Annotated in this window: 26 protein-coding genes, 2 tRNA genes and 1 pseudogene; 18 read left to right on the top strand and 11 right to left on the bottom strand. The window is 67.3% G+C overall.

Annotated features, from left to right (window positions below; genetic code table 11):
- Window positions 1-40 precede the first annotated feature (40 nt).
- Window positions 41-286 (top strand): hypothetical protein, encoded by a 246-nt coding sequence (locus tag Q7514_RS00960; RefSeq protein WP_330131404.1) that lies wholly within the window; start codon window positions 41-43, stop codon window positions 284-286.
- A 65-nt stretch (window positions 287-351) separates the two neighbouring features.
- Here Q7514_RS00960 and Q7514_RS00955 read toward each other — a convergent pair.
- Together Q7514_RS00955 and Q7514_RS00950 are read right to left on the bottom strand one after the other, a co-directional pair.
- Window positions 352-437: transfer RNA gene (locus Q7514_RS00955), tRNA-Leu, on the bottom strand.
- A gap of 211 nt (window positions 438-648) precedes the next feature.
- Window positions 649-734 (bottom strand) — tRNA-Leu (locus tag Q7514_RS00950).
- Window positions 735-853: 119 nt separating this feature from the next.
- Between Q7514_RS00950 and Q7514_RS00945 the strand changes: the two genes are divergently transcribed.
- The gene (locus tag Q7514_RS00945) at window positions 854-2,206 is read left to right on the top strand and encodes a M20/M25/M40 family metallo-hydrolase (RefSeq protein ID WP_330131403.1); all 1,353 of its coding nucleotides are present in this window, start codon (window positions 854-856) and stop codon (window positions 2,204-2,206) included.
- A 41-nt stretch (window positions 2,207-2,247) separates the two neighbouring features.
- Window positions 2,248-2,790 carry a YbhB/YbcL family Raf kinase inhibitor-like protein gene (locus tag Q7514_RS00940; RefSeq protein WP_330131402.1) on the top strand — a complete coding sequence of 181 codons (543 nt, stop codon included), beginning with the start codon at window positions 2,248-2,250 and terminating at the stop codon, window positions 2,788-2,790.
- An 83-nt stretch (window positions 2,791-2,873) separates the two neighbouring features.
- On the opposite strand, the gene Q7514_RS00935 is transcribed toward Q7514_RS00940, so the two are convergent.
- The 8 genes from Q7514_RS00935 to Q7514_RS00900 all read right to left on the bottom strand — a co-directional run bounded on the left by Q7514_RS00935 (window position 2,874) and on the right by Q7514_RS00900 (window position 10,092).
- Entirely contained in the window at window positions 2,874-3,938 is a 1,065-nt protein-coding gene (locus tag Q7514_RS00935; RefSeq protein WP_330131401.1) for a quinone-dependent dihydroorotate dehydrogenase, read from the bottom strand.
- 42 nt (window positions 3,939-3,980) lie between these two features.
- Window positions 3,981-4,235, bottom strand: a complete 255-nt coding sequence (locus Q7514_RS00930) for a DUF5703 family protein (protein WP_330131400.1) — start codon at window positions 4,233-4,235, stop codon at window positions 3,981-3,983.
- A gap of 2 nt (window positions 4,236-4,237) precedes the next feature.
- Window positions 4,238-5,245 (bottom strand): NHL repeat-containing protein, encoded by a 1,008-nt coding sequence (locus tag Q7514_RS00925; RefSeq protein WP_330131399.1) that lies wholly within the window; start codon window positions 5,243-5,245, stop codon window positions 4,238-4,240.
- A 132-nt stretch (window positions 5,246-5,377) separates the two neighbouring features.
- The gene (locus tag Q7514_RS00920) at window positions 5,378-6,247 is read right to left on the bottom strand and encodes a heme ABC transporter ATP-binding protein (protein WP_330131971.1); all 870 of its coding nucleotides are present in this window, start codon (window positions 6,245-6,247) and stop codon (window positions 5,378-5,380) included.
- A 5-nt stretch (window positions 6,248-6,252) separates the two neighbouring features.
- On the bottom strand, window positions 6,253-7,314 hold the full coding sequence (locus Q7514_RS00915) for a FecCD family ABC transporter permease (RefSeq protein WP_408016026.1): 1,062 nt from the start codon (window positions 7,312-7,314) through the stop codon (window positions 6,253-6,255).
- Between the two features lie 55 nt (window positions 7,315-7,369).
- On the bottom strand, window positions 7,370-8,392 hold the full coding sequence (locus Q7514_RS00910) for a heme/hemin ABC transporter substrate-binding protein (protein ID WP_330131397.1): 1,023 nt from the start codon (window positions 8,390-8,392) through the stop codon (window positions 7,370-7,372).
- 5 nt (window positions 8,393-8,397) lie between these two features.
- Complete coding sequence (locus tag Q7514_RS00905; RefSeq protein WP_330131396.1) at window positions 8,398-9,063, bottom strand: biliverdin-producing heme oxygenase; 666 nt, start codon at window positions 9,061-9,063, stop codon at window positions 8,398-8,400.
- 90 nt (window positions 9,064-9,153) lie between these two features.
- Entirely contained in the window at window positions 9,154-10,092 is a 939-nt protein-coding gene (locus Q7514_RS00900) for an aldo/keto reductase (RefSeq protein ID WP_330131395.1), read from the bottom strand.
- Between the two features lie 207 nt (window positions 10,093-10,299).
- On the opposite strand from Q7514_RS00900, the gene Q7514_RS00895 reads away from it, so the two are divergent.
- From Q7514_RS00895 to Q7514_RS00880, 4 genes are read left to right on the top strand one after another with little or no spacing between them, the layout of a single operon-like run.
- The gene (locus Q7514_RS00895) at window positions 10,300-11,145 is read left to right on the top strand and encodes an undecaprenyl-diphosphate phosphatase (RefSeq protein WP_330131394.1); all 846 of its coding nucleotides are present in this window, start codon (window positions 10,300-10,302) and stop codon (window positions 11,143-11,145) included.
- 55 nt (window positions 11,146-11,200) lie between these two features.
- The gene (locus Q7514_RS00890; RefSeq protein WP_330131393.1) at window positions 11,201-11,932 is read left to right on the top strand and encodes a histidine phosphatase family protein; all 732 of its coding nucleotides are present in this window, start codon (window positions 11,201-11,203) and stop codon (window positions 11,930-11,932) included.
- Between the two features lie 45 nt (window positions 11,933-11,977).
- Entirely contained in the window at window positions 11,978-12,565 is a 588-nt protein-coding gene (locus tag Q7514_RS00885; protein WP_054719069.1) for a DUF3090 domain-containing protein, read from the top strand.
- 4 nt (window positions 12,566-12,569) lie between these two features.
- Complete coding sequence (locus Q7514_RS00880; RefSeq protein WP_330131392.1) at window positions 12,570-13,367, top strand: SCO1664 family protein; 798 nt, start codon at window positions 12,570-12,572, stop codon at window positions 13,365-13,367.
- Window positions 13,368-13,410: 43 nt separating this feature from the next.
- Here the strand turns inward: Q7514_RS00880 and Q7514_RS00875 are convergent, their stop codons facing one another.
- Window positions 13,411-14,364: a DUF808 domain-containing protein gene (locus tag Q7514_RS00875; protein WP_330131970.1), complete on the bottom strand. Its 954-nt coding sequence runs from the start codon at window positions 14,362-14,364 to the stop codon at window positions 13,411-13,413.
- A gap of 144 nt (window positions 14,365-14,508) precedes the next feature.
- On the opposite strand from Q7514_RS00875, the gene mshC reads away from it, so the two are divergent.
- The 11 genes and pseudogenes from mshC to Q7514_RS00825 all read left to right on the top strand — a co-directional run bounded on the left by mshC (window position 14,509) and on the right by Q7514_RS00825 (window position 25,483).
- On the top strand, window positions 14,509-15,750 hold the full coding sequence (gene mshC / locus Q7514_RS00870) for a cysteine--1-D-myo-inosityl 2-amino-2-deoxy-alpha-D-glucopyranoside ligase (RefSeq protein ID WP_330131391.1): 1,242 nt from the start codon (window positions 14,509-14,511) through the stop codon (window positions 15,748-15,750).
- A 240-nt stretch (window positions 15,751-15,990) separates the two neighbouring features.
- A complete protein-coding gene (locus Q7514_RS00865; RefSeq protein ID WP_456239140.1) occupies window positions 15,991-17,361 on the top strand; it encodes a hypothetical protein in 1,371 nt (456 codons plus the stop codon).
- Between the two features lie 85 nt (window positions 17,362-17,446).
- Complete coding sequence (locus Q7514_RS00860) at window positions 17,447-18,688, top strand: AAA family ATPase (protein WP_330131389.1); 1,242 nt, start codon at window positions 17,447-17,449, stop codon at window positions 18,686-18,688.
- On the top strand, window positions 18,685-19,923 hold the full coding sequence (locus Q7514_RS00855) for a vWA domain-containing protein (RefSeq protein WP_330131388.1): 1,239 nt from the start codon (window positions 18,685-18,687) through the stop codon (window positions 19,921-19,923). Before Q7514_RS00860 ends, Q7514_RS00855 begins: the two co-directional genes overlap by 4 nt.
- A 66-nt stretch (window positions 19,924-19,989) precedes the next feature.
- Window positions 19,990-20,895, top strand: a complete 906-nt coding sequence (dapA, locus tag Q7514_RS00850; RefSeq protein WP_330131387.1) for a 4-hydroxy-tetrahydrodipicolinate synthase — start codon at window positions 19,990-19,992, stop codon at window positions 20,893-20,895.
- Window positions 20,896-21,163: 268 nt separating this feature from the next.
- Entirely contained in the window at window positions 21,164-21,703 is a 540-nt protein-coding gene (locus tag Q7514_RS00845; RefSeq protein WP_330131386.1) for a helix-turn-helix domain-containing protein, read from the top strand.
- A 107-nt stretch (window positions 21,704-21,810) separates the two neighbouring features.
- Entirely contained in the window at window positions 21,811-22,485 is a 675-nt protein-coding gene (locus Q7514_RS00840) for a hypothetical protein (RefSeq protein ID WP_330131385.1), read from the top strand.
- A gap of 106 nt (window positions 22,486-22,591) precedes the next feature.
- Window positions 22,592-23,999, top strand: a pseudogene (locus tag Q7514_RS00835) (DEAD/DEAH box helicase); the annotation flags it as partial.
- A gap of 48 nt (window positions 24,000-24,047) precedes the next feature.
- A complete protein-coding gene (locus tag Q7514_RS33145; protein ID WP_408016030.1) occupies window positions 24,048-24,272 on the top strand; it encodes a hypothetical protein in 225 nt (74 codons plus the stop codon).
- A 124-nt stretch (window positions 24,273-24,396) separates the two neighbouring features.
- Window positions 24,397-24,936, top strand: a complete 540-nt coding sequence (locus Q7514_RS00830; RefSeq protein WP_330131384.1) for a VOC family protein — start codon at window positions 24,397-24,399, stop codon at window positions 24,934-24,936.
- 106 nt (window positions 24,937-25,042) lie between these two features.
- Window positions 25,043-25,483: a VOC family protein gene (locus tag Q7514_RS00825; RefSeq protein WP_330131969.1), complete on the top strand. Its 441-nt coding sequence runs from the start codon at window positions 25,043-25,045 to the stop codon at window positions 25,481-25,483.
- Window positions 25,484-25,516: the final 33 nt, after the last annotated feature.

Genomic DNA, 25,516 nt, shown 5'->3' with positions numbered 1-25,516 from the left:
GGCCCGACGCTCGTGTCCTGAGGATCACTTCGGAGGGAATATGAGTTCGACCGCACCAGCGGATGCGACCTGTGCCAAGAAGAAATTCGCCGACATGCCGCCGTGGCAGAGAGCCCTCGTGCTCGTGCTCGCGAGCATCCAGCTCTCACTCGCCGCGAGCGCCTGGGCCGATCTCGCGACGCGGCCTGCCGAGAAGGTCAACGGCAACAGGCTCGAGTGGGCGCTGATCATCGCCGTGAACTTCGTGGGGCCGATCAGCTATTTCCGCAAGGGTCGCCGCGACTGAGTGGCATTCCCTCCGACGAAGGTGGCCCCGCACCTGAAACAGGTTCGGGGCCATCATGTTCGGGGTGTCCGAGGGGGGACTTGAACCCCCACGTCCGTTAATAGGACACTAGCACCTCAAGCTAGCGCGTCTGCCATTCCGCCACTCGGACCGGTGCCACACGAGCACACGGTGTACTCCCGCTCTCGCGGGCGCTGTCGGAAACAGTAGCGCATGGATGCGCCGTTCCCCAATTCGCCTCCCCAGATCGGTTCGGGGGCGCGTTCACCCTGCCCGTCGTCGTGACCGACGATCATCCGGACAACGATGAAGGCCCCGAACCTGATCGGTTCGGGGCCTTCATCGTCTGTCTCGACTCAGAGTGTCCGAGGGGGGACTTGAACCCCCACGTCCGTTAATAGGACACTAGCACCTCAAGCTAGCGCGTCTGCCATTCCGCCACTCGGACTTGATGCTCGCACCCGCTCCGGCGGGCGCTGTGAAAGATTAACGCACCACGCCCCAGCTCCCAAATCGCCACCCCCACCTGCAGTGATTCACAACGCCGTCGGTGGTAGACATGCAGGCATGGCCACCACGTCGAGCGCGCACCAACCGTCCCGAGCCGAAGCCGAGGTCGTCGACCTCGTCTCCCGGCTCATCCGCTTCGATACGTCGAATACCGGCGACCTCGCCACTACCCGCGGCGAGAAGGAATGTGCCGAATGGGTCGCGTCCCAACTGCAGGAGGTCGGATACGAGACCACCTACGTCGCATCCGGTGCACCCGGTCGAGGCAACCTGTTCGCCAGGCTCCCCGGTGCCGATCCGGACCGCGGTGCGCTGATGCTGCACGGCCACCTCGACGTGGTCCCCGCCGAACCCGCCGACTGGAGTGTGCACCCGTTCTCCGGCGCAGTCGAGGACGGCTATGTCTGGGGTCGTGGCGCCGTAGACATGAAAGACATGGTCGGGATGATGATCGCCGTCGCCCGACGCTTCAAAGCGGAGGGCATCGTCCCGCCCCGCGACCTCGTCTTCGCATTCCTCGCCGACGAAGAAGCCGGCGGGACCTACGGCTCCCAATGGCTGGTCCGGCACCGCCCCGACCTGTTCGAGGGGATCACCGAAGCTGTGGGTGAGGTGGGCGGCTTCTCCCTGACCGTCCCGCGACCCGACGGCACCGAACGCCGGCTCTACATGGTCGAGACCGCAGAAAAGGGCCTCGGATGGATGCGTTTGACCGCGAAGGGGCGCGCCGGACACGGATCGTTCCTCCACGAGGAGAATGCCGTCACGATTCTCGCACAGGCCGTCGCGCGGTTGGGCACTCACACGTTCCCGCTCGTCGTCCCTGACTCTGTTGCCGAGTTTCTCGCCGCCGCGGGGGAGGAGACCGGACTGGACTTCGACCCCACCTCACCCGACCTCGAGGGCACTCTGGCCAAGCTCGGCTCGATCGCCAGAATTGTCGGCGCCACGCTGCGCGATACCGCCAACCCGACGATGCTCGATGCAGGCTACAAGGCGAACGTCATTCCGCAGACCGCCGAAGCGGTCGTCGATTGCCGGATCCTGCCCGGTCGCCGCGCCGAGTTCGAACGCACCGTCGACGAACTGATCGGCCCCGACGTGACCCGTGAATGGATCACCAGCCTCGATTCCTACGAGACCACGTTCGATGGCGACCTCGTCGATGCGATGAACGCCGCTATCGAGGCGCACGACCCCCTCGGGCGCACGGTGCCGTACATGCTGTCGGGAGGTACCGACGCCAAGGCGTTCGCCAAGCTCGGGATCCGCTGCTTCGGCTTCGCGCCACTGCAGCTGCCCCCGGAACTCGACTTCGCGGCCCTGTTCCACGGGGTCGACGAGCGTGTTCCCGTCGAGGCGCTGCGCTTCGGCACGCGTGTCATGGAACACTTCCTCATGCACTCCTGATCACCGAAACCGATCACCGAACACAACCCGAAAGGACCGGTATGGCCTTCGATTACGACCCGTACGAGTTCCTGCCCACGCTGCCCACCTTCCAGGTGACCAGCAAGGACTTCGCCGAAGGCGAGGAGTGGAAGCTCCCGCAGGCCAGCGGCGCCTTCGGAATACCCGGCGGTGGCGACATCTCCCCACAGCTGTCGTGGTCCGGCTTCCCGGAAGAAACCAAGAGCTTCGTCGTGACGGTCTTCGACCCCGACGCCCCGACCGCCTCCGGCTTCTGGCACTGGGCGGTGGCGAACATCCCGGCCTCGGTCACCGAACTGCCGTCCGGCGCCGGTACGGCCGATGCGTCCGCATTGCCGACGGGAGCCGTGCAGCTGCGCCACGACGGTGGCGCCTTCGGATTCATCGGTGCGGCGCCGCCGGCCGGACACGGCCACCATCGCTACATCGTCGCGGTGCACGCCCTCGACGTCGACACACTCGAGGGCGTCGGGCCGGATGCGAGCCCGGCGTTCCTCGGATTCAACGTATTCGGACACGCCATCGCGCGCGGCCTGCTCACCGGTACCTACGAGGTGAAGTAGCAAGATCGCTCTGACCGAAGGTGACATTCGTACACTCCAAGTGACCGAACGTCACCTTCGGTCGGTGGGGCGGAGTGGCGGTCTCAGCGACCGGCCCCCACTGCATCGGCGATCGACGCATACCCCGACGCACGCAGCTTGCGGGCGAGGCCCTTGTTGAGGCGACGCGTCCAGAACGCGCCGCCGTAGATGAACCCGGTGTACCCCTGCACCAGCGATGCACCGGCCAGGATGCGCTCCCACGCCTGTTCGGGCGTCTCGATCCCACCGACCGACACCAGCGTCAATCGATCACCGACACGCGTGTACAGCCGTCGCAGTACCTCGAGGGACCGTGCTGCCACGGGAGCACCCGACAGGCCACCGGCCCCGATCTCCTCGATACGGGCGGCGTCGGTACGCAATCCGTCGCGGCGGATGGTGGTGTTGGTGGCCACGATCCCGGCGAGTTCCAACTCGACAGCGAGATCGGCGACCGCGTCGACGTCCTCGTCCGACAAGTCCGGGGCGATCTTCACGAGCACCGGCACCGTCACGGTATCGAGGACCGCCAGCAGCAGCGGACGCAGCGACTCGACGGCCTGCAGATCCCGCAGGCCCGGGGTGTTCGGGGACGAGACGTTGACCACCACGAAATCGGCGAGTGGACCGAGCAGCTGCGCGCTCGCGGTGTAGTCCTCCGCAGCCTGCTCGGCGGGCACGATCTTCGTTTTGCCGATGTTCGCGCCGATCGGCACCGTCCTGCGGCGCTGCCGCAGGTGATTCGCGGCCTCACCGGCACCGTGATTGTTGAACCCCATCCGGTTGACCAGCGCTCGATCCTCCGGCAACCGGAACAGTCGCGGCGCCGGGTTGCCGGGCTGCGCCTGCGCCGTGACCGTACCGATCTCTGCGAAACCGAACCCGAGTGGGCCCCACGCGTCGACACCCTTGGCGTCCTTGTCGAAACCTGCGGCCATGCCCACCGGATTCGGGAACCGGACACCGAACACGGTGTTGTCCAGCACCGGATCGTCGACGGCGAGGATCTTCGACGCGAGCGCGCGGGTCGGCCCGAAGCCGGTGATCAGACGTAGCACCAGGAACACCAGGTGGTGGATCCGTTCCGGCGGCACGAGAAACATCACGCGAAGAAGCAAGCGGTACACGAACGACTCCCTGCAGAGTGGGCGCGAGGCCCGGATATTCGATCAGCGGACGGTGGGTTCGGGGATGTGACGGCCGGTCTTGCGCCGACGCAGCAGCACGCGTCGACTGCCGTCGGGGTACAACCGCAGCCGGGTCAGCTCCCAGCCGTGGAACTCGGCCGAGATCGCGAGCCGCAGCGAGGCGCTGATCCGCGAGACTTCCTTCGGAAGCTTCAGCGGCACGTACTCGTAGTCGTCGTTGCTGGTATCCCACCCCACGGGGAGGCGGGTGAACCGGCTCGCATTCTCGCTGGTCATCACTACCCTTCGACCGGAATCCTCTGCAGTCCATCGCCGGTCGCCGATGCCACCACCAGTGCCGCATCTGCGGGATCGACGGCGAGCGAGTTGGGTTGCCGCACCGTTGCGAAGCGGTGGCGCTCCCTCGGGATACCGGTCGACAGATCGTAGCCCACGACCTCGTTGCTGCCGGTCAGGGTGACCCACACCAGGTCACGTTTCTCGTCGTAGGCCACCGCGTAGGGTGCTGGGCCCACCGGATAACGCTGCCGCAACACCAGCGAGTCGAGCGTGTGGACGAGCAGTTCGTCGCCGTCGGTGTCGGTGACGAGGACGCGCCCGAACGGGTCGCTGGTCATCTGCGTGGCGCCGTCACCGGCGCGCAGTGCGATACGCAGGTTTGAATCCTCGAGGTCGAGTTCGGTGATGGACGTCTGGTGCCGGTCCAGCGCGGCGACGGTGTCGTCGGTGACAGTGAGTGCGTCGACGGAGACGAGTCCGCGGATCGTGGACTCCACGTCACCGGTCTCGGGGGCGACGATGAGCACTGTGCCGTTCGACGTGCCGACCGCCCAGCGGCCGTCGGGCAGGACCGCGGCCGAGAGTGCCTCGCCGTCGACCGGCACCTCCGTGACGGTTCCGGTGGTGGTGTCGACCTGCGCGACCACGCCTGCCGCGGGCGCCAGGACGGTTCCGTCGGGGCCGGGGGAGACGGTTGCCGCGGCTGTGGGCAACGCCACCTCGCGCGGGTCTGCGCCTGCTCCATCGATCAACAGCAGCTGCTGCCCGTCGTCGACAAGGGCTGCGACGACGCTGGTGCCGGGGGCGATGACCATCGCTTCGACCGACTCCGCGAGGGGAGTGACGACGCCGGCGGGTGTCGTGGTCACCGCGGGTGCCACTGCAGCGGTGGCCGGGTCGCGGGTCGGTACCGACTCGGCCGCGTCCTCGGACGAGGAGCATCCGGCGACCAGCGTCACCGCGAGCCCGATCACCACCGCGGCGCTGCGCATCACCGGTCCACCCATCGTCGTTGCTCCTCGCTGTTGTGCTGTGGCTGTGGCAGTGCCCTGCAGGTGCCGCCGTCATCCAGTCTTCCCGATCGTCATCCCGGGGGTGCAAGCGCCTCCGCGCCGGTCGATGACGGTGTGACGTGGCGCTCACAGCGGCGACGCGGGTACCTCCCGATGCGGCAGCACGAGGGGGGTCCCGGTCTCCGGGTGAGCGCTGACCCGCACCGGATAGTCGTAGACGCGGCTGAGCAATTCCTCGGTGAGCACCTCGTCCGGGCTGCCGTCGGCAACGAGGCGCCCTTTCTCGAGCACGCAGATTCGGTCGGCGTACGCGGCCGCGAGGCCGAGGTCGTGCAACACCACCACCACCGCGTGTCCGTGATCGGCGCGGGATCGCACCACCCGCATGATCGTTTCCTGATGTCCGATGTCGAGTGCTGCGGTCGGTTCGTCCAGCAACAGCGTCTGGGTGTCCTGGGCGAGCACACGGGCCAACGCGACCCGGGCACGTTCACCGCCCGACAACGCGGGGAAGGGGCGGTCGGCGAGGTGCATCACGTCGCAGGTTGCGAACGCGGCGTCGACGAGTTCGACGTCGGAGGCCTGGCGGTCCGTGCGTGCCCACGCGGCCCGGCCCATCTGCACGATCTGCCGCGCCGTGAAGGGAAAGCCGACGGTGTGCTGCTGCGGCAGCACCGCACGTCGTCGCGCCAACGCCAGGGGAGTCCATTCGTCGAGATCCCGTCCGTCGACCTCGACGTGCCCGCCGCTGAGCGGATGGTCGCCGGTCAACGCGGAGAGCAATGTCGACTTGCCCGCGCCGTTGGGGCCGACCAGTGCCACCACTTCGCCGACGCGAACCTCGAAGTCGACGCCGTGCAGGATTTCGCGTTCGCCGCGCTGCAATCGGATCCCGGTTCCGCTCAGGGGCACGGAACCGGGCGTGGCTCGCTCGGGCAGGTCGCGGCGGCCACGTAGCCGGTCGAGTATCGGCGCGAGGGGAGAGGTGAACGACATCCGGCTCACGCCCACCCGCCTTGCTTGGCTCGGGTCCGGCGCAGCATCAGGAAGAACACCGGGCCGCCGATCAGTGCGGTGAGCATGCCGAGCGGCAGGTCGGCGTTGGGCACGAGGGTGCGGGCACCGAGATCGGCAGCCAGGAGCACTACCGCGCCGCCCAGGACACTGGCGAACATGAGCACGCGGTGGGCGGGGCCGAGCGCGAGACGCATCAGGTGCGGCACGACGAGCCCCACGAACATGATGATGCCGGTGAATGCCACCGCCGCGCTGACCAGCACCGCGACCGCGACGATCGCCACCTGCCGGACCCGCTCGACGTTGACCCCGAGATGGCGGGCAACGCTCTCACCGAGGGCGAGCACATCGAGTTTGGGAGCGAGCACGATCGCCACCGCGACACCGACTGCGGTGAGTGGAGCGACCACCGACACGACGTCCCACGTGGCGCCCCCGAGGCTGCCCAGCTGCCAGAACACGATCTGGTCGCGGGCTGCGGGATTCGCGACGAAGGTGAAGAACGCGATGAGCCCACCGGCCATGGCGTTGACGGCGACACCGGTGAGGATCACGGTGACCACTTCGGTCCGTCCCCCCGATCGCGACATCGCATACACGAGGAACGTGGTGACCAGGCCGGACAGGAGCGCCGCCCACGCCAGCGACCATCCCGACGAGAAGGCACCACCGAGCACGATCACCGCGGACGCGCCGACGGCAGCACCCGAGGACACCCCGATCACGCCGGGCTCGGCGAGAGGATTCGCGAAGATGCCCTGTAGCAGCGCTCCGGAGCAGCCGAGTGCGGCGCCGACGAGCATCGCCAGTACGACACGTGGGAACCGCACCTCCCACAGCGTGACTTCGCCGGCCGGGTGGGCGGGCAGCGGACCGATGTCGAGTCCGATGCGGTGGAGGATACTGCCGACCACTTCGGCGGGGCTGGTGGGCACCTGGCCGAGGCACGCCGACACGATCGCGAGCGCCACGAGCGCGAGGACGAGACCGGTGAACACCACAGTGGTACGGGTGGGGCCGGCCTTGCGGAGCGCTTCGGCAGGCAGGCCGGTGGTTTCACCCACCTCGCTCACAGCAGACACGCGATCAGGGGATACACGGTCACGCGGCATCGGGGGGATAAAACGCTTCGACGAGAGCCGCGAGGACCTCACCGGTCTCGGGTCCGAAACTCAGCAGCACCGCGTCGTCCATGTCGACGATGCTGCCGTTCTTCCCGGCCGGGGTCTGCGCGACACCCGGAAGCTCGGCCAGGCCTTCCGGCCCGCCGACGGACTCGAGACTGTGCGTCATGATCAGGATCGTGTCGGGGGCAGACGCGATCATGGCCTCGCTGGTGATCGGCATGAACTGTGACTCGAGACCGGCCACAGTTCCTGCGTCGCGTCCGCCGAGGGCTTCGATCAAGGCATCGGCACCGGAACCCGGTCCGCCCAGCATTTTGATCGCCGAGCCGCGCAGATACAGGAACGCGACGGTGAACTCGGGGTGCTCCGCCGGAACAGAGGCCTGTGCCGCGGCAATCTCCTCGTTGGTACGTTCGATCAGCGCCTCGCCTGCCTCAGGGACGCCGAGTGCTGCGGCAACCGATTCGATGCCCGTCGACACGGTGTCGAGGCTGCGTTCCGGATCGACGAACACCACCGGCACGCCGGTGTCGCGCAACTGCTGCTGCACGGCCAACGGACCTATCGAGGTGTCGGTGAGCACCACCGTGGGGTTCAACGCCAGGATCGCTTCGGTGTTGAGACTGTGCCCGCCGGGCGTGACGTTCGGCAGGTGCTCGCCGGCGGGGAAGATCGCGGTGGAACGGCCGACGACGTTGTCGCCGAGACCGAGCGAGAACACGGTCTGAGCGAGGGTCCCGGAGCGGTCCGCGACCACGATCCGCGACGCATCGGTCACCGTGACATCGACACCGTCGAAACTGCGCACTGTCGCGGGAAGCGTCGGGGACGTATCCCTGGTGATCGGTCGTGGATCGGGGTCTGCGACGGTCGCGGTGCGGGCACCGGCAGCCGCGGATGTCCCGGTTCCACCGGACTCGGTGCTGCAGCCGCCGAGCGTGAGCGCGACGATCGCCACGAGCAGCGCCGACAGGACCTTTACGGTCGAACGGAACATATCGTTCAGACCTGCGCCCGGTATCGGTCGAGATCGGCGGCCAGGCCGGCGAACAACGCGCCGTTGAGACCGAAGACGAGGTTCGCCTCGTCGATCACTTGCTGCTGCTGTGTCTCGTCGAGGGGAGCGGCATCGAGCTTGGCGCGGTAGGAGTCCTTGAACGGCTTCGTCTTCGGGATCTCGTCGAAGATGTAGAAGTGCAGCCCGTCGCGGTCGTATCCGTAGGCGCGTTCGAGCATGCGGCGGATGATCTGCCCACCCGACAGGTCGCCCATGTAGCGCAGGTAGTGGTGCGCCAGGAACGCTTCCGGCGAGGATGCCGCCACCTTCTGCAACCGTTCGACATACGCGACGGTGGCGGGCAGGGGCACGATACCTTCACGCCACTGTTCGCCGAGTAGGAACACGAGGTCGGCCTCGAGTGCCGAGGTGCGGAGAAGCTCGGGGGCCAGGAACGGTCCGACGATCGGGTCGTCGGCGTAGGTCTGCCCGATCCGTTCGAGCGCGTCGTACACGAACCAGGTCTGGGCGATCAGCGCAGCATGGGCCGAGGCGTCGAGTTTGCCGGCGAGCAGTTCGGTGACGAACACCGAGTTCTCGGTGTCGGAATGTGCCTGCTGTGTCTCGATCCGGATCCGCTCGGCGAACCCTGTGACCTCGGTCGTGGTCATCGACCCCACCTCCCTGTGCTGTCCGTGATCAACCCTGTTGACAGGACAGCCTAACCTCTGCGGGATGGGCCGGCGAGGTCCGGTTCCATCTCACGCACTGACGTCGTCGAGCGCAGCCGAGATCGCCGGCGGCAACGCCAGCTCCTCCGCGACCAGCACCCCCGTCAACTGTGCCAGATCACGCGCACCGACCAGAGCCGAGGCGACATGCGGACGATCCCGCACCCACGCCAACGCCACCGCCAACGGCGATGTGCCGAGCCCGTCGGCGGCAGTGGCCACCGCGTCGACCACCCTGATCGCGGACTTCGTCAGGTACCGCTGCACTTCGTCGGTGTGCACGTCGTCGGCGCCGCGAGAATCGGCGGGCGTCCCCGAGCGGTACTTACCGGTGAGCACACCACCGGCGAGCGGAACCGCCGCGAACACGCCGACGCCGTGATGTGCTGCCGCGGGAATCAGTTCCTCTTCGACGCCGCGGGCCAGGAGCGAATACTCGACCTGCGTGCACACCAGGGGAGCGGGCCGTCGGGTGCGTGCTGCTGCCGTCGCGAGCTGCCACCCGAGATAGCCACGCACCCCGACGTACCGGACACGGCCGCTGGACACGGCGAACTCGAGAGCCGAGACGACCTCGTCGATGGGGGTGTGCGGGTCCCAGGTCGCGACCTGCCAGATATCGAGGTGGTCGGTGCCCAGTTCCCGCAGTGTGTGGTCGAGTTGGGTGAGCAGACCACCGCGGGAGCAGTCGACCCGGCCGGCGCCGAGCTTGGTGGTGTCGATCCCGGAACTGCCCGAGAGCACCAGTTCGTCGCGGGGCACCACGTCGTCGAGCAGTTCGGCGAGGATGCGCTGCGCAACCCCATCACCGTAGGCGGGCGAGGTGTCGACGAGGGTGCCTCCCGCATCGACGAACGCCGACAGCTGGGCAGCCGCCTCATCCCCGTCGGTGCCGCGTCCCCAGGTCAATGTTCCGAGTCCGAGCCGCGACACGCGCAGTCCACTCGAACCCACTGTTCTGTGTTCCATACCGCCTGTGATCCTCCCGACCGGAGGGAACCTGCCGATCGATGCACGACCGTTCCCATGACTGGCACCTTAATGTCGGATGCACGACGAGTGGAGGTTCGCCGCGCCGCGTACTGTTTCGCGGGTGAATCGGACTCTGCGCTCATCGAATGCGGGCACCTCGACCCACCGGACACCACCCTCCCGCGACCGTGCCGAGGTGACGGCATGACCGAATCGATGACCTGGCTGCAGACAATCATCCTCGGACTCGTGCAGGGTCTGACCGAATTCCTGCCGATTTCTTCGTCGGGTCACCTGCGGATCGTGTCCGAGCTGTTCTTCGGAGCAGACGCCGGCGCATCGTTCACCGCCGTGACGCAGCTCGGCACCGAAGCCGCCGTTCTGCTGTTCTTCGCCGGCGACATCTGGCGCATCATGCGCGCGTGGTTCCGTGGCGTCTTCCACAAGGAGCACCGCGACAACCACGACTACAAGATGGGTTGGTATGTGATTCTCGGCACCATCCCGATCGGCATCCTGGGACTGGTGTTCAAGGACGAGATCCGCACCGTCGCACGCAACCTATGGCTCGTCGCGACCATGCTCATCGTGTTCTCGTTCGTCATCGCCGCCGCCGAATACTACGGACGCCAGCGCCGCACCATCGAGCAGCTCACGCTCAAGGACGGCCTGATCATGGGTTCGGCGCAGGCGCTCGCACTGATCCCGGGGGTGTCCCGCTCCGGTGGCACGATCTCCGCCGGGCTGTTCCTCGGCCTGACGCGTGAAGCCGCGGCCCGCTACTCGTTCCTGCTGGCCATCCCGGCCGTGCTCGCCTCAGGGCTGTTCAGCCTTCCCGATGCGTTCGAACCCGTCGGCGAGGGGCTCGAGGCCTCCGGTGCTCAGCTCGCGGTCGCGACGCTCATCGCGTTCGGTGTCGGTTACGCGGCGATCGCCTGGCTGCTCAAATTCGTGGTGAACCACTCGATGTACTGGTTTGTCGGATACCGCATCATCGTCGGTCTGCTGCTGTTCGGGCTGCTCGGCACCGGTGTGATCGCGGCGACGTAGCCGCCGTGGGGACGCTCGGCCGCCATGGCGCCGCACGACATCTAGGCTGGATCACATGACGGTCATCCTGCTGCGCCACGGACGGTCGACGGCCAACACCTCGCACATGCTGGCCGGCCGTACCCCCGGGGTAGAACTCGACGAGGTCGGCCACGTGCAGGCCAAGAACCTTCTCACCCGCCTGACAGGGCTCGAGATCAGCGAGATCGTCCGGTCGCCGCTGCTGCGCTGCCGACAGACCGTGCAGCCGCTGGCCACCGACCGAGGGCTGACACCGACCATCGACGACCGGCTCGCCGAAGTCGACTACGGGCAATGGACCGGCCGCAAACTCGGCGACCTCGTCCGCGAACCGCTCTGGAAGGTGGTGCAGCAGCATGCGTCCGCGGCGATCTTCCCCGGCGGCGAAGGACTCGCGCAGGTGCAGGCCCGCGCGGTCGCGGCGATCCGCGAGCACGACCGTCGCCTCGCCGATACCCACGGCAAGGACGTCGTGTGGGTCGCGTGCAGCCACGGCGATGTGATCAAGGCGATCCTGGCCGACGCGCTGGCAACCCACCTCGACGGGTTCCAGCGCATCGTCGCGGAACCCGCATCGATCAGCGTCGTGCGCTACACCGACACCAGGCCCTTCGTCCTGCGCGTCAACGACACCGGCGGCGACTTCTCCGGTCTCGCGGTCGCCGACGCCCCGAAATCCGTTCCCGGTGGTGAAGTGCCCGGCAGCGGGGCCGACGAATCCTCGGCAGACGAGGCCGGAGAGGGACACAGCACCCGGGGCGGATAATGACAGTGACCGACATGGCACAGTGAACGGACTCGAGGAGGTGCAATGGCCCGCGCGATACACGTCTTCCGGACTCCGGACCGGTTCGTTGCCGGCACCGTCGGTGAACCCGGCGACCGGGTGTTCTACCTGCAGGCCGTACACGACTCCCGGGTGGTGAGTGTGATACTGGAGAAGCAGCAGGTCCAGATCCTTGCCGACCGGATGGGTCTGCTGCTCGAAGAAGTTCACCGGCGCTTCGGCACCACGCTGCCCGAAGACGCCGACGTCGACACCAGCCCCCTGGAAACCCCCATCGACGCGGAATTCCGGGTCGGCACCATGGGATTGGGCTGGGACGCCGACTCCGGCGCCGTCGTCGTCGAACTGCTCGCCGTCACCGAGACCGAACTCGACGAATCCGTCGTCCTCGACGACACCGAGGAAGGCCCCGACGCGGTCCGGGTGTTCCTCACTCCGATCCAGGCGCGCGGCTTCGCGACCCGCTCCGAGATGGTCATCTCCGCCGGGCGTACCCCCTGCCCGCTGTGCGGCGAACCCATCGGTGGTGAAGGCCACATCTGTGTGCGCACCAACGGCTACCTGCGCACACCGGGCTTCGATCCGACGTCGTGGTTCGACGAGGAGAGCTGACACCGTGGCCGTGCCCGACGTGCGCAGCGTGCTGCCCGACGGTGACCTGACCGTCGTCGGGCAGGTCGTGCACGCCAGCAACGCCACCCTCGTGTGCGACGCCACACTCGATTCGCAGACCGTGCGGTGCGTCTACAAACCCGTCCGCGGAGAACGCCCGCTGTGGGATTTCCCGGACGGCACCCTCGCCGGACGCGAGGTTGCCTCCTACCTCATCTCCGAGGCACTCGGCTGGGGCGTCATCCCCCTCACGGTGCTGCGCGACGGCCCGTTCGGGCCCGGGATGGTGCAACGATGGATCGACACCCGCGAAGACTCCGCCGACCGGCTCGACCTCGTCGACATCTGCCCGATCGACGCCGTCCCGGACGGGTGGCTGCCCGTGCTGCACGCGCGCGACATGGACGGCAGCGACGTCGCGCTGGTCCACGCCGACGACCCGCGACTGCAGCGGATGGCCGTGCTCGATGTCGTCCTCAACAACGCCGACCGCAAAGGCGGTCACGTCCTCGAAGGCATCGACGGCACCGTCTACGGCATCGACCACGGCATCTGCCTGCACTCTCAGAACAAGCTGCGGACAGTGCTGTGGGGATGGGCGAACTCCACCGTCGACCAGGCGCTGCTCACCGACCTCGACAAACTCGCCCGCCGGTTCGACGGCGACTTCGCCGATGTGCTCGCCGAGCACATCACCGACGCCGAGGTCGCGGCGCTGCACCACCGCATCACCACGCTGCTCGAACAGCCCGCGATGCCCCGCCCCATCGGTGAGCGGCGCATCCCCTGGCCCGCATTCTGACCGCGTCGGCGGTCGTTCTGATCTTGCCCGCGAACTGATCGTCTCAGTGCGCCGCGGAGTTCTTCGTCCGCTTCGGAATCAAGTGCACGATCAGCACGACGATCGCGCCGAGGACGAGTCCGACGATCGCGGACGACACGGTGCCTGCGGTCCACGACAGGACGCCGCCGAACCCGCCGTGTACGAGCTCGCCGAACCAGTGTTCGAGATCGTGGAGACGATCCGCCGGCCAATGGAACCCGGCCTCACCGACGTTGACGATCAGGATGTGGCCGCCCACCCACAGCATCGCGGCGATACCGACCACGGTGAGCACCGTCATCACCTTCGGCATCGCGGCCACCAGACCGCGCCCGATGCGCTGGCTGAAGGCCGAGGTGCGTTGTGCGAGCGCCAGGCCGACGTCGTCCATCTTGACGATCAGCGCGACCACCCCGTACACCAGGACGGTGATCAGGAGCGCGACGACGATCAGCACCAGAAGCCGGGTGACGAACGGTTCGCTCTCGACCGACGACAGCGAGATCACCATGATCTCGGCCGACAGGATCAGATCGGTACGGATCGCGCCGCTGACCATGGTCTTCTCGAACTCGGGCCCGCGCGCCGCCGCCGGGACGTCCTCGTCGGCATGGTGACCACCGAACAGCGCTTCGTAGACCTTCTCGGCGCCCTCGAAGCACAGGAACAGGCCACCGGCGATCAGCAGATACGGCAGTGCCTGTGGAAGGAACTGACTCAGCAGCATCGCCACCGGCAGGATGATCAGCAGCTTGTTGCGGATCGACCCGATCGCGATCCTGCGGATGATCGGCAGTTCGCGGTCGGGGGAGAACCCGTGCACATAGCGGGGAGTGACGGCGGTGTCGTCGACCACCACACCCGCAGCCTTGATACTTGCCTTACCGGCCGCAGCTCCGATGTCGTCGATGGACGCAGCAGCCGCCTTCGCGAGCACCGCCACGTCGTCCAACAGAGCGACGAGACCACCAGCCACGGGAACCTCCCACAATTCCGAAATCAGTAGAGCCGAACGCACGTGGTCGTGGCCGACATCGAACCGTACCGAATCCATGGTGACGCACCGCCGCGGAGCAGGGGCGAGGCTGCTCGTTTCGCCCATTCCATTAGGCTCGGGTCCATGCTGTCTTGGTCCGATGTCGCGATTCCGTCCGTGCCCGGTGAAGGCCCCCCGCTGCGGTTGTTCGACACCGCCGACCGAGCGGTGCGACCGGTCACCCCCGGCGCGACGGCCACGATGTACGTGTGCGGGATCACCCCGTACGACGCCACCCACCTCGGGCACGCCGCCACCTACCTCACGTTCGATCTCGTCAACCGCATCTGGCGCGACAACGGGCACGATGTCCACTACGTGCAGAACGTCACCGACGTCGACGACCCGCTGTTCGAACGCGCCGCCCGCGACGGCGAGGACTGGGTGGTGCTCGGCATGCGCGAGACCGCGCTGTTCCGTGAGGACATGGAGGCGCTGCGGGTACTACCGCCGCGCGACTACATCGGTGCCGTCGAATCGGTGGGCGAGGTGATCGAGCTCGTCGAGAAGCTCGTCGCATCAGGGGCCGCGTATGTCGTCGACGACGACCAGTATCCGGATGTGTACTTCCGGGTCGACGCCACCGAACAGTTCGGCTACGAGTCCGGGTACGACCACGCCACCATGGCGAAGTTCTTCGCCGAACGTGGCGGCGACCCGGACCGGCCGGGCAAACGCAACCCGCTCGACGCGCTCCTGTGGCGCGCACAGCGTCCCGGCGAACCGTCCTGGCCATCCCCATTCGGCGACGGCAGGCCCGGCTGGCACATCGAATGCGCCGCTATCGCACTCAACCGCATCGGGAGCGGCTTCGACGTCCAAGGTGGCGGCAGCGACCTGATCTTCCCGCACCACGAGTTCTCCGCCGCGCACGCCGAAGCTGTCACCGGCGACCGGCGCTTTGCACGGCACTACGTGCACACCGGCATGATCGGACTCGACGGCGAGAAGATGTCCAAGTCGCGGGGCAACCTCGTGTTCGTCTCGAAGATGCGTGGCGAAGGCGTCGACCCCGCCGCGATCCGCCTCGGCCTTCTGTCCGGTCACTACCGCGTCGACCGGGCGTGGACGTCCGAGGTGCTTGCTTCTGCGGAAGCCCGGCTGGACCTGTGGCGGCGGGCGGCGGCGTTGACGTCGGCTGCGTCCGCGGAGGACACGGTCGCGCGGTTGCGCCAGCACCTCGCCGACGACCTCGACACCCCCAAGGCCCTCGCAGCCCTCGACGCGTGGGCACAGTTCGCCGTCGACCGCGGCGGCGACGATACCTCCGCGCCAGGCCTGTTCGCCGACGCCGTCGACGCACTTCTGGGTATCTCGTTGCGCTGAGCGCCGGGGGCGACGGCGGATCCCGGTCTCACGTGGCTTCTCCGGATGCGGTGAGAGGGAGGTTGTGTGCGATTCCGGCGACAGGCTCGCACACAACCTCCCCGTCACCCGCTGCTGCTGGATGCGCGCACGGGCAGGAACCGGGCGAGCACACTGGCCGCAATCGCAGAGGCGCGCTACGATTACGCGGATGACAAAGTTCTCTGATCCAAGATTGGGGGCCCAGTTCGCTCACGGTGAGTGCTGATGCACCCTCCGAACGCGAATGGGTTCGACACCCGACTGTCCTTCTGGCTGCGCGTGCGCGAGTTCGCCGTGCCGTCGTCCGTGATCGAAGCCGCAACCGACCGGCGTCTCGCCGGTGACTGGCGCGGCGCCTGTGCAGCAGCGGGATTCGATGTCGACATCGACCTACGCGTACTGGCCCGCACGCACGGCTTCGACGTCTCGTCGCAGGTCCTGGACGACCTGCGACACCTGGCTCCCGACCTACTGCGTTGGCACCTTCCGCGCGTGGCCCCCGACGGGCTGCTGCGCCCCGGGCTGACCATCGCACTGGCCCGATACGGTCCACAGGAGAACCGAAAATGTTGCGGTGGAACCGGTTCCGTGCACCTGGTGGTCCGCACCGCTCCGGCCTGGGCGGATGCCGGGCAGAGAATCGTGCTGGCACTGTGGGGCGGCTCGGATTCCGCGAACCATCCCCATCCGCGACCCAACCGGCGGTTCCGGCTCGACCTCCACCGGCACCTGTGGGATACGCGCAGATCCGGTGATCTGCGAATACGCAGTGGGACAGGCCAAATGCCGGGCGTCGCCGAGCTCGACCCAGCCCTGGCCGCGGCGATCCCGGAGGGCTGCGCCATCGACCGCTGGGCTGACGAAGCCCGCATCCTGCTCGGCGCGGACGGACAACGTGATGGCCCTGTGCGGGTGCGGTGCGGGGGCCGGCACGACCTGGTGGTGGAGCCGGTGGGGGACACCGACCCCGCCGCGATGCATCTCGTGGACGACTACCCGCGCGGCCGGCTCGCCGCGCTCCCGGTGCTGCCCGATGCCGCGACCTGGGTGCTGCCCGACCTGGAACTCATCCGGTCGGGCGCGATCACCGCCGATCGGCTGCACCCACTGGTCGCCGCCGTCCTGGAACCGGGCTGGTCGCCGCCGAAAACTTCCCGGACGCCGAACCGGGAGAACCGGATTCACCTCGTCGAATGCCGTGGTGAACGACACCGGATCGGACTGGTCGACGGCGTACTGACCGCACTCGACCACGACCCCGTCGAGATCCGGCGCGAAGAACTGCTCGTTGCGTTGCGCGGCACTCCGCTGCCGTGTCTTCAGGTCATCGACCAGGCGCATCGCCGCCCGGACTGTCTGCCGGGCGTGCGTGAACGCCTGGACCATGGCGACACCGATGGGGCGCTGGCAGTCGTCGAAGGACTACTCGGTCCCGACGCGATTCTCCGTGACGGACCCCTGCTGGACGAACTCCGAGCATCTGTGGACCGCCGCACCATCTACGACCGGTTCCGTACGGCACCGGTCGAGACACCGCCCGCATCGCGACCGCGGCGTACCGGACGGTCGCGCCGTACCCGCTCCCACTGAACCCTTCCTCGTTTCCCGAAACTCACTGTCCCGCAGCGCGGCCGACCGGCCGAATCCTGATGTTCCCCCCGAGATACCACAGGTGATGCACATGTCTTCCACATTCCTTCCCCGCAGTCCCGGCAACATCGAACTCGACAGTGCCGCAGCTCTGTTGGCGATGCTCGGCACGGTCACAACCGAACCTCGCCCCGACGACCAACTCGAGGCCCTCACACTGGCGGTGTCCGCGGACCTACCGGTCCTGCTGTGGGGCGAACCGGGAATCGGCAAGACCGCCGCCCTGACCCAGCTCGCCGAAGCCGTGGACCTACCACTGACCACCGTCATCGCGAGTGTGCACGAGCCGTCGGACTTCTCGGGTCTGCCCGTTCTCGGGGACGACCCGGCAACACAGGGCGTCCCGATGGCCCCGCCCGACTGGGCCGTCCGACTCGTGGAGGCCGGCCGAGGATTGCTCTTCCTGGACGAACTGTCGACGGCACCGCCTGCCGTGCAGGCTGCTCTGCTCCGTCTCGTGCTGGAAAGACGAATCGGGGCACTGCAACTCCCACCCGAGGTCCGCATCGTGGCCGCAGCCAACCCACCGTCGTCGGCAGCGGACGGCTGGGAACTGAGTCCACCTCTGGCGAACCGATTCGTGCACCTGCACTGGGCATACGACCACGACGTGGTCGTCCGGGGCCTCGGCGGAACCTGGCCACGCGCGACGCTACCGCGCCTCGACCCGGAGACGTTCTCCGACGCGGTGACGTTCGCCCGCCGCGCGGTCTGCGAGCTCCTCACCGCCCGACCCGCCCTCGTGCATCAACTGCCCAGCAGCCAGACCCGCCGCGGTAGCGCCTGGCCGTCGCCACGGAGCTGGGACATGACCGTGCGGCTGATCGCCTTCGCGACCGCCACCTCGTCGTCGAAAGACGTGCTGTCCCTGTTGGTCCGGGGGAGTGTCGGCGACGGGCCCGGTTTCGAGCTGCTCGCGGCCATCGAGCGCATGGACCTCCCCGACCCGGAGACGCTGCTCGCCGATCCCGCGTCGGCCGATCTCCCCGATCGCGGGGATCTGCGTCAGGCTGTGCTCGACGCGGTGGTCGCCGCCGTCCGCCGACGGCCGGAGAAGCCCCGTTGGGACGCGGCGTGGGAAATCCTGGTCACCGCGGTGGAAACCGGGCCACCCGACCTCGTGGTCGTCCCGGCGACCACCCTTGCCACTCTGCGCCGGGACGACTGGGAGGTGCCTGCGGCGATCGACCGGCTCGCCGGGGTCGTGTCGGTCTCTCAGGCGGCAGACCTCGCCGGCGACCGTGCCGCCGCGCAGGCCGGTCGATGAGGGCGGCACCTGCGGTCGACGTGGACAAGATCTACGCCGCGCGGTTGTACGCCGCTCGCGCCCGGCCCTACCTCGCGACCGCCTTGTACGCGCTGCACATCGTCGCGTCGCCCCGCGTGCCGACCATCGGTGTGGACCGGCATTGGCGCTGCTACGTCTCACCTGCCTTCCTCGCTCAGCGACCGGTGGAGGAACTGGCCTCGGTCCTGGTCCACGGGGTGTCGCATCTGCTGCGCGATCATCACGGCCGCAGCGACCGCTACGCCCGCGCACACGAACTGACGTCGCGCGCCGATCGGCTCCGGATGAATCTCGCCGCCGATGCCGAGATCAACGACGACGCGTTCGGCGACGGACTGCAGACACCTCACGATGCAGTACTGCCGTCCACCCTGGGATTGTCCGGCGGTCGGCTCATGGAGGATTACCTGGGCGAGTTCGGACTCGGTCCGTGGACCGACGGACTGGCGTGGCTCGACTGCGGCAGCGGTGCCGACGGACTGAGCCGGGAGTGGGAACTGGGCCCCGAGGGCGCCAACGCGCTCAGTGACGAGCAACGAGACGCTGTTCGTTTCCGGGTGGCGCACAGCATCATCGGGCAATCGGGCAATGCAGCCCGCGGATGGCGACGGTGGGCGGAGGAGGCCTTGCACCCGCCGCAGCCGTGGCGGGCTCTGCTGGGCGCGGCGATCCGCTCAGCCACCTCCTCGTCCGGCACCGGCGATGACTACACCTACCGCAGGCCGGCGCGGCGCTCCGCCGCTGTGCCCGGTGCGGTGCTACCGAGCCTGCGGCGCACCCCGCCTCGGGTCAGTGTCATCGTCGACACCTCCGGTTCGGTCAGCGACGCCGACCTGGGCAGCGCACTCCTCGAGGTGGCCGCCATCGCGCGGGCCGTGGGCGGGCGCCGCGACCTGGTCACGGTGCTGTCCTGCGACGCGGCAGCCAGGGTCGTGCACCCGCTGTGCCAGGCGGAGGACATTCCACTGTTCGGGGGCGGCGGCACGGATCTGCGCGCCGGATTCGACAGGGCGCTGCGCAGTCGGCCCCGCCCAGATGTGGTGGTTGTCCTCACCGACGGGCAAACCCCTTGGCCCAGCAGCCGTCCGGGATGCCGAACGGTGGTCGGCCTGTTCCCTCGCATCGTTCCCCGAAACGAATCGAACCCCGACTACGTTCCCACCCGACCACCGGAATGGGCGCAGGTGGTGGCGATCGGCGCATCGCGCAGCTGATCGGCATCGGAGTGTGCTGACCGCGGATTGTGGGGGTTGTGCCGGTGTGTCGCGCATACTGAGGCAATGACAGTTTCCGCTGAGCCCGTGGCGCCGTTCGGGCGCGTATTGACCGCGATGGCTACCGCGTTTACCGCCGATGGCGACGTCGACGAGGAGGCGACTGCTCGGATCGCGCGACATCTGGTCGACCACGGACACGACGGGATCGTGGTCTCCGGCACAACCGGTGAGGCGGCCACGACGACCACCGCCGAGGACGGTCGGATATTGCGTGTGGTCAAGGATGCGGTGGGCGACCGCGCAACGATCGTTGCCGGGGTGGGTACGAACGACACCCGGCACACGCTGGAATTGGCGCGTCAGGCTGCCGAGCACGGGGCCGATGGGCTGTTGTTGGTCACGCCGTATTACAACAAGCCGAGTCAGGGTGGAGTTCTGCACCATTTTCGTTCTGTCGTGGATGCAGTCGACGTTCCCGTCATGATCTATGACATTCCAGGTCGGGCGGGCACCAAGCTGGCACCGTCGACGTTCGAGGAGATGGCGCAGTGGCCCTCTGTGGTCGCCGTGAAGGACGCAGCGGGGGATCCCACTCAGGCGATCCTGTTGCGCGAATTGGGCTATGCGGTCTACTCGGGGGATGACAGTCTCACGTTGGGATTCCTTGCGTACGGGGCGTGCGGGGTCGTCTCTGTGCTCGGCCATGTGGCGGGCGACGAGATCCGCGCGATGATCACAGCGTTCTTCTCGGGCGATGTCGAGGCCGCGCGAACGATCAATGCCCGTTTGCAGCCGGCGTTGCATGCGGTGATGGGCGTCCCCAATTACGGTGCGACGACGGTCAAGGGGGCGCTCGAGTTGCTCGGTGTCCTGCAGAACAGGTTCGTGCGGTCTCCGCTTCTTGCTCTTGATGACGGCGAGTACGACGCGCTTCGAACGGGGCTGATGGCTTCAGGGCTGCTGCGCTGACGGCGGCCGTCTTCCGGAATTTCGGCTCCACGAGTCCTACCGGATAACGCCGGATCAGGTGATCGCCGATTCGCGATCGACGTGGTCGGCGTCACAGCCGGGACCTGGGAGGACTGAAGCGCCGCGGCGGGCCTGCGCGCACGCACAATCTCACTCATCGCAGGCATCCCGGACTGCACCTGATTCGGGGCTATCGGCCAGTACCTTGGGCAGATTTCGAAAGTTTCGATAACATGTTTCGTTTCTTTCGAAGGAGAGAGGTTGGGTGATGACGCAAGCACTGGAGGAACACACCTACCTTCCGGATCCCGGCGAACACACTGGCCTGGCCGATGTGGTCAGCTTCCTCGACGCTCACGAACGTCGCTTCGGTGATCGGGTCGAACCGCGATATCTACTCGTTGGCGCCGGCGAAGGCGAACAGGTGCCGGTCCCTCCTGAGGTGCACGCAATCCTCAAGCAGGTGGTCTCCGCGCTGCAAGCCGGACGCGCGGTTACTGTTGCGCCCCGTATGACGAAGCTGACCACGCAGCAGGCAGCCGATCTGCTCGGGGTGAGCCGGCCGACGGTCAAGCGGTTGATCACGGTGGGAGAGTTGCCGGCGGAGAAGATCGGCACCCGCCATCGTCTCGTGCTGCGCGATGTCCTCGACTATCAGCAGCGACGACGCGCGCAGCAGTACGAGGAGCTGGTGAACACCTCTGTTGCACTCGATGACGAGGATGATCCGGAGAAGATCGCCCAGCAGTCGAAGGCCGCCCGTAAGGCGGTGGCGGCGCGCCGACGTACCCGCGCCGAGCGCAGGTAACCACCGGAGTCCATGTCGGTCGGCGTCCATACACTCCACGGATGTTCGCGGTTGTCCTCGACACATCGGTAGTGTGGCCCGGCCGGCAGCGGGATTTCCTGCAGTCCTTGGCGATCGAAGGTCTGTACCGGCCGCTGTGGTCGGAGGCGATCCTGGAAGAACTGACCTGGCGGGCCGGGACGGGCGACGGGGTGCTGGCCGAGGACCTGCTCGCGTGCCTGCGCGGCGAGCCGCCGGCCGGGCGGGTGGTGCCGGTCGACCTCGAGATGCTCGGTATCGAATTGGAGGGGGACCTGGAGATGTCGACGGGCGGCTACGTCGACCTGCGCACCGGAGAGGTATTCGACGCCAGCAGTACTGATCCGATGATGGTTGGAGAGGACGCCGCCGTCGACGTGGAGGCCGAGCCCGATCATTGGCTCCGATTCGACCGGGCCGACTCACGCGATGGCTGGCATGACATGGCGGCCTTCACCGAGCGGAATCATGATGCGGCGCTGCGGGAGCGGCTGGAGCGGGCGATCGAGGGCAATGGTGCTTTCGGCCGGTTCCGGGACCTCGTCCACCAGGAGGCCTCGCCGATCAGTGGTACGCCTTCTCCACTGACCGCCAACTGGGACGTGCCCGTGAGTTCCTCGCCGATCAGGGCATCCGAGTGCGCTGACGACGACTCGCATGTCGAGCTCGGCGGGCGGGTGGACGCAGTTCGGGGCCTATGCTGGAAATGCGCTCCCGAGATTCGGCTTGACCTCGCAGGGCTATCGCGTGCCCTCAGAAGTTGATGACGGCGGCGAGTGCAGCGACATGTCCATCGCCTGTCACTACAGATTCCTTTCGGGGTCGGTAGCGAGACCGGTTGCGGAGTTGCTCTGTCCGGGTCGTCCGCGAATGATCGACGAGGTGTCCGACCATCACGACCGAAGGATTCGATTCGTGACCGACGACGCCTTCGGCCAGCTCCACCCGGGAGTTCAGTACCACCTCGCGAACACCCTGCGCTGGGACGGCCTTCGACCCACCCAAGCTGCTGCCGTCGCACCGATCCTTGCAGGCGACGATGCGCTCGTGCTGGCTCCCACGGCCGGCGGAAAGACCGAAGCCGCGGCCTACCCATTGCTGTCGGCCATGGCCGAACACGACCGGCAGGGCACCTCGGTACTGTACGTATGCCCGCTGCGGGCGCTGCTCAACAACCTTCAGCCACGTCTACACGGCTACGCGCAATGGCTCGGTCGCAGCGCTGCCGTGTGGCACGGCGACGTCGGCCAGTCTGCACGCATGCGCATCCTGCGGGAGCGACCGGATATCCTGCTCACCGCCCCCGAATCACTCGAAGCGATGCTTGTGTCCACGAAGGTCGATCCACGGGTGCTGTTCGCGGGACTGCGCGCCGTCGTCGACGAAGTCCACGCCTTCGCGGGGGACGACCGCGAAGGCACCTGCTCGCTGTCCTCGAACGACTCGCCCGCGTCGCCGGTCGCGACATTCAGCGCATCGGACTGTCGGCGACGGTCGGCAATCCCGACGAGTTGCCGGCGTGGCTGCAGGGGAGTGCAACCGGTCGGCCGCGCCGTGTCGTCGCGCCGGATGTCGGAGCACCCGCTACTGATCCCGACATCACCGTCGATTACGTGGGTTCCGTCTCGAACGCTGCCACGGTCATCGCATCCCTGCATCAGGGGGAGATGCGATTGGTGTTCGTCGACTCGCGACGCCGCGCCGAGGAACTCGGTGCGGCGTCGCGCGACCGTGGCATCACCACATTCCTGTCGCATTCATCGTTGTCTGCCGCCGAACGACATCGGACCGGAAGCCGAACGACGGTTCGGCCGACGCTACTTTTCTGACCTGACTGCGGTGTTCAGTGCCCCACCGGAATTCACGGTGCTCGCCGGACGCAACGAGGTCGGCACGATCGGCACCGACCTGCTCACCGAAGAGGTCGACGGACCTCGGATCCTGCTGCTCGCGGGTCGCTCATGGAAGGTCACCCACATCGACCGGCCGCGGAGACGCTGCTTCGTCGAACCCGTCGACTCGGGTGGACGAGCCAAATGGTCCGGCCTCGGCGGCGGCGTGGCGTACGAGATCGCGCAAGGGCATGCGATCGGTGCTGTTCGGTGCGACGCCACCGGGTGTCACGCTGACTCAACGAGCCGAATCAACCCTCGTCGACTTGCGTGCGAGCTATCTGCCTGCGGTCGAGACCGAGGCATCGGTCATCGCGCTTCCTTCCGAAGGGAGCGGACGATGGTGGACGTGGGCGGGTACTGCAGCCAACCGAACCCTGCAGGCGTCGTTGCCGTCGCTGATCGACCCTCGGCAACCCATCGATGAGAAATCGTTGCGCCTGCTGCCCGATGGCACCGCACGCGATGTGGCCGCCGCTCTCGCACAGATTGCGTGGCGCGCGCGGACGGTCGCGGCCGATGCGGTGTCGGGACTGAAGTTTTCCGCCGCATTGCCGCCGGGACTCGCGGAACAATCCCTGGCCGAGCGACTCGGTGATGACGAGGGTGCACACGCGGTATTGGAGGTGCCGCGCACCATTCGCCGGAGGGTCGAGTAGAGAGCGCACTGTGCGGGTTCCGCTCTTCGGGAACGCGTGATCGCGGCGGTGAACGCTCGATGGAGAATGGCAGGTTCACAGCTCACGCACCGGACGCGGTGCGGCCTTCGAAGAGGGATTGTCGATGGGGATGCGCGGCATCAATCATGTCGTCCTGTATGTGGCGAACCTGCAACGCAGTCTGCACTTCTACGAGCACGTGCTCGGGTTCGAGCGATTGGCGGGGGAGTTCCCCGGTGGTGCGTTTCTCCGACACGCGGGATCGGCGAACGATCATGATCTGGGACTGTTCCAGGCGCAGGGCGGCGGTCCGATGGTGCCGGGCAGGGTCGGGCTGTATCACGTTGCGTGGGAGGTGGAAACACTTTCCGACCTCGACGACATGCGTCAGCGTCTGGTCGACGCGGGAGCATTGACGGGCGCGGCCGACCACGCCGCCACCAAGGCGCTGTACGGCCGCGATCCCGACGGGATCGAATTCGAGATCTGCTGGCTTGTGCCCGACGAGCGGATCGAAGAAGCGTTGTATCCGGGTGCTGCAATGGTCGCACCCTTGGATATTCCCGGCGAGATTGCTCGCTACGGAGCCGACATGCCGGGAGGACCTCGCACCGACGTCGAGGTCTGGAAGCGACTCGCGGCGAGGTCATCGACGACGTCGTGATCGCCGAGTGTGATGGGAACAGTCGCACTCCGTACGAACACGTCGAATATCCGGGTCTGCACCCCGAAACCGAACTGGACATGACGATAATCAGGGGATGAATCCCTTGGCACGTGTACAACGGTTCGACCACGTCGGCATCACCGTCGCGGATCTCGCCTCAGCGACGGCATTCTTCGTAGAACTCGGCCTCGAGGTGGAGGGCACCGGATCTGTGGAAGGTGAATTCGTCGAGACTGTCTGCGGCATCCCCGGCGCACACTGCGAGATCGTGATGCTACGGCCGCCCGGCGGAGGCTCTGGGCTCGAGCTCTCGAGCTTCGTCACGCCCGATCACGTGCCCGGATCGCCGTCGGCGATGGCCAACGAGATCGGGTTGCGCAACGTGTCTTTCGAAGTCGGCGACCTTCAAGCTGTAATCGACGCGGTGTCCGCGGGCGGATTCGGCCTCGTCGGCGGTATCGGTGAGTACGAGAACAGCGTGCGGATGGCTTACGTGCGTGGGCCCGAAGGGATCATCGTGTCGCTGTTCGAGCAGGTCGGTTGACGAACCCTGATCCCCACCTATGTCGCCGACGCT

This window comes from Rhodococcus artemisiae (assembly GCF_036327795.1).
GTDB lineage: Bacteria > Actinomycetota > Actinomycetes > Mycobacteriales > Mycobacteriaceae > Rhodococcus > Rhodococcus artemisiae.
The sequence above is the reverse complement of the archived record's forward strand: the minus strand, read 5'-3'. Positions and strand labels throughout refer to the sequence as shown.